This is a genomic window from Mesorhizobium sp. M7A.F.Ca.CA.002.05.1.1 (assembly GCF_003998335.1).
Classification (GTDB): domain Bacteria; phylum Pseudomonadota; class Alphaproteobacteria; order Rhizobiales; family Rhizobiaceae; genus Mesorhizobium.
This window is the reverse complement of record NZ_RZQI01000722.1, coordinates 1-3,103: the sequence shown is the minus strand read 5'-3', so window position 1 is coordinate 3,103 and position 3,103 is coordinate 1. Positions and strand designations below refer to the sequence as shown.

Below are 3,103 nucleotides of genomic sequence, written 5' to 3'. Positions count from 1 at the left end.
GATCAGTGCATCGACATCCAGGTCGTGGTTGTTTTCCGCGTTGGCGATTGCCGATTCCAGCGTCTTCTTGACCGTGCCGGAAATCCGCTTGGCCGAGAATTCGAGATCGGAAAGCGCTGTCGCGACCTTCTTGCCGCGGATCAGCGCGGCAACGAGGTTCAGCTTCTGCGGGCTGATACGGATCGTGCGCAATACGGCGCGCGCTTCGTTATCAGCAAGCCTGCGCGGAGCTTTGGCCTTGCCCATGATTATTTCCTCTTCGCCTTCTTATCCGCGCCGTGACCGTAATAGGTCCGGGTCGGAGCGAATTCACCGAACTTGTGACCGACCATGTCCTCGTTCACCGAGACGGGAACATGCTTCTGGCCGTTGTAGACACCGAAGGTGAAGCCGACGAACTGCGGCAGGATGGTGGAGCGACGGCTCCACATCTTGATCACCTCATTGCGACCACCTTCACGAACCTTGTCCACCTTCTTGAGAAGGTAGCCGTCAATGAAGGGGCCTTTCCAAATCGAACGAGTCACTTGGCGTTACCTCTTCTTAGCTCTTGCGCTGATGGCGCGAGCGCAGGATGAACTTGTCGGTCGCCTTGTTGGACCGCGTCTTCTTGCCCTTGGTCGGCTTGCCCCAGGGCGAAACCGGATGGCGGCCACCCGAGGTGCGGCCTTCACCGCCGCCGTGCGGATGGTCGACCGGGTTCATGGTCACGCCGCGATTGTGCGGGCGCTTGCCACGCCAAACCGTGCGACCGGCCTTGCCGTCATTGATGTTGCCGTGGTCCGGATTGGACACGGCGCCGACAGTGGCCATGCAGGAGCCGTGAACGACACGCTGCTCGCCCGAATTGAGGCGCAGGATCGCCATGCCCTGGTCACGACCGACTAGCTGACCGTAACCACCTGCCGAACGGGCGACCTGAGCGCCCTTGCCCGGCTTCAGCTCGATGTTGTGGACGATGGTGCCGACCGGCATCGAAGCCAGCGGCATCGCATTGCCCGGCTTCACATCTACCGATTCACCGGAGACGATCTTGTCGCCGGGAGCCAGACGCTGCGGAGCGATGATGTAGGACAGCTCGCCATCGTCATACTTGATCAGCGCGATGAAGGCGGTGCGGTTCGGATCGTATTCAATGCGCTCGACCGTGCCGACGACGTCGAACTTGCGGCGCTTGAAGTCGATGATGCGGTACGAACGCTTGTGACCACCGCCGATGAAGCGGGCGGTGATGCGACCGTGATTGTTGCGGCCGCCCGACTTGGTCAGGCCTTCGGTCAGACCCTTGACGGGCTTGCCCTTGTAAAGACCCGAGCGGTCGACGATGACCAGCTGACGGGTGCTGGGCGTTACCGGGTTGAATTTTTTCAGTGCCATTGTTCTGTCCTCGCGGCCTTGCTCAGAGACCCGTCGCGACGTCGATCGACTGACCATCGGCCAGCGTCACAACCGCCTTCTTGACGTCGCTCTGGCGGCCAACCGTGCCACGGAAGCGCTTGATCTTGCCCTTGCGGACAAGCGTGTTCACGGCCATCACCTTGACGCCGAACAGCGCTTCGACGGCGGCCTTGATTTCCGGCTTCGACGCCTTCTTGGCGACGTTGAAGACGACCTTGTTCTGCTCGGAGGCCATGGTCGACTTTTCGGTGATCGCCGGCGAGACGATCACGTCGTAATGACGAAGGTCGGTCATTTAAAACGCTCCTCGAGAGCCTCGACGGCGGCCTTCGAAAGGACCAGCGTGCCGCGGCGCAGAATGTCGTAGACGTTGATGCCCTGGATGGGCAGCACGTCGATGTTGGGGATGTTCGTCGCCGCCAGCTTGAAGTTCTTGTCAAGCTCGGCGCCGCCGATCAGCAAAGCGTTGGTCAGGCCCAGCGTCGCGAAATTCGCGATCAGCGCCTTCGTCTTGGCCTCGGTCAGCTTCAGCTCGTCGATGATGATGATCGACGCGCTCTTGGCCTTGGCCGAGAGAGCATGCTTGAGGCCGAGAGCACGAACCTTCTTCGGCAGTTCGTGCTCGTGGCTGCGAACGACCGGGCCGTGGGCCTTGCCGCCGCCGCGGAACTGCGGAGCGCGTGCCGAATGGTGACGGGCGCGACCCGTACCCTTCTGCTTGTACATCTTGGCGCCGGTGCGCGCGATCTCGGCGCGACCCTTGGTCTTGTGCGTGCCCTGCTGCTTCTTGGCAAGCTGCCAGCGCACGACGCGCTGCAGGATGTCTTCGCGCGGATCAAGGCCGAAAATCTCGTCGGAGAGTTCCACCTTGCCGGCGTCCTTGCCGCCCAGCGTTGTGATCTTGAGATCCATTATTCCGCTCCCTCTGTGGCCGGAGCCTCGTTCTTGGCGCCACTTTCGGCAGCAACGGCGCGGATCGCGGCAGGCTTCGGCGCATTGGCCGGCAGTGCCACCTTGGCCGCATCGCGGACCAGGATCCAGGCGCCCTTCGATCCGGGAACCGCACCGCGGATCAGGATCAGGCCGCGGTCGGCGTCGGTCGATACGATCTCGACATTCTGCGTGGTGACGCGGGTGTCGCCCATGTGGCCAGCCATATGCTTGCCCTTGAACACCTTGCCCGGGTCCTGGCGCTGGCCGGTCGAACCGTGCGTCCGGTGCGAAACCGAGTTACCGTGCGTTGCACGGCCACCGCCCATGTGGTGGCGCTTGATGACGCCCTGGAAGCCCTTGCCGATCGTCGTGCCCGTCACATCGACCTTCTGGCCGGCGACGAAGTGCTCGACGGTGATCTCGGCGCCGACATCGATCATGTTGTCGGCGGAGACGCGGAACTCGGCGACCTTCGCCTTCGGCTCGACGGAAGCGGTCGCGAAATGGCCGCGCATCGCCTTCGACGTGTTCTTCACCTTGGCAAGGCCAACGCCGAGCTGAACGGCGGTGTAGCCATTCTTCTCTTGCGTGCGCTGGGCCACGACCTGGCAGTTCTCCATCAGGAGAACGGTGACGGGAACATGTTCCCCGGCATCGTTGTAGATGCGGGTCATTCCCACCTTCTTTGCAATCACACCTGAACGCATCGGTTCAATTCCTTTAGAGTTCCGGGCCAGGGGCACCGCCCCTTACCGCGCTCTCATTCCCTTAG

Annotated in this window: 6 protein-coding genes; all 6 read right to left on the bottom strand. The window is 62.2% G+C overall.

Annotation, left to right across the window (positions count from 1 at the left end):
* Positions 1-246 (bottom strand): large ribosomal subunit protein uL22 (locus EN939_RS27325; RefSeq protein ID WP_127270846.1); only part of this gene is annotated, 246 nt, incomplete at its 3' end.
* A gap of 2 nt (positions 247-248) precedes the next feature.
* The gene (rpsS, locus tag EN939_RS27320) at positions 249-527 is read right to left on the bottom strand and encodes a 30S ribosomal protein S19 (protein ID WP_006205463.1); all 279 of its coding nucleotides are present in this window, start codon (positions 525-527) and stop codon (positions 249-251) included.
* A 16-nt stretch (positions 528-543) separates the two neighbouring features.
* The gene (gene rplB / locus EN939_RS27315) at positions 544-1,377 is read right to left on the bottom strand and encodes a 50S ribosomal protein L2 (RefSeq protein ID WP_024505067.1); all 834 of its coding nucleotides are present in this window, start codon (positions 1,375-1,377) and stop codon (positions 544-546) included.
* A 22-nt stretch (positions 1,378-1,399) separates the two neighbouring features.
* Positions 1,400-1,693 carry a 50S ribosomal protein L23 gene (locus tag EN939_RS27310; RefSeq protein WP_013531424.1) on the bottom strand — a complete coding sequence of 98 codons (294 nt, stop codon included), beginning with the start codon at positions 1,691-1,693 and terminating at the stop codon, positions 1,400-1,402.
* A complete protein-coding gene (gene rplD, locus EN939_RS27305) occupies positions 1,690-2,310 on the bottom strand; it encodes a 50S ribosomal protein L4 (RefSeq protein WP_013531423.1) in 621 nt (206 codons plus the stop codon). Before rplD ends, EN939_RS27310 begins: the two co-directional genes overlap by 4 nt.
* Positions 2,310-3,038, bottom strand: coding sequence for a 50S ribosomal protein L3 (gene rplC / locus EN939_RS27300; protein WP_013531422.1), 729 nt, complete (start codon positions 3,036-3,038; stop codon positions 2,310-2,312). Before rplC ends, rplD begins: the two co-directional genes overlap by 1 nt.
* Positions 3,039-3,103: the final 65 nt, after the last annotated feature.

Excerpts from the sequence above, each read along its gene's own strand:
- rplD (WP_013531423.1), bottom strand. The coding sequence starts at position 2,310 with ATGGATCTCAAGATCACAACGCTGGGCGGCAAGGACGCCGGCAAGGTG.
- rplB (WP_024505067.1), bottom strand. The coding sequence starts at position 1,377 with ATGGCACTGAAAAAATTCAACCCGGTAACGCCCAGCACCCGTCAGCTG.
- rplC (WP_013531422.1), bottom strand. The coding sequence starts at position 3,038 with ATGCGTTCAGGTGTGATTGCAAAGAAGGTGGGAATGACCCGCATCTAC.
- EN939_RS27310 (WP_013531424.1), bottom strand. The coding sequence starts at position 1,693 with ATGACCGACCTTCGTCATTACGACGTGATCGTCTCGCCGGCGATCACC.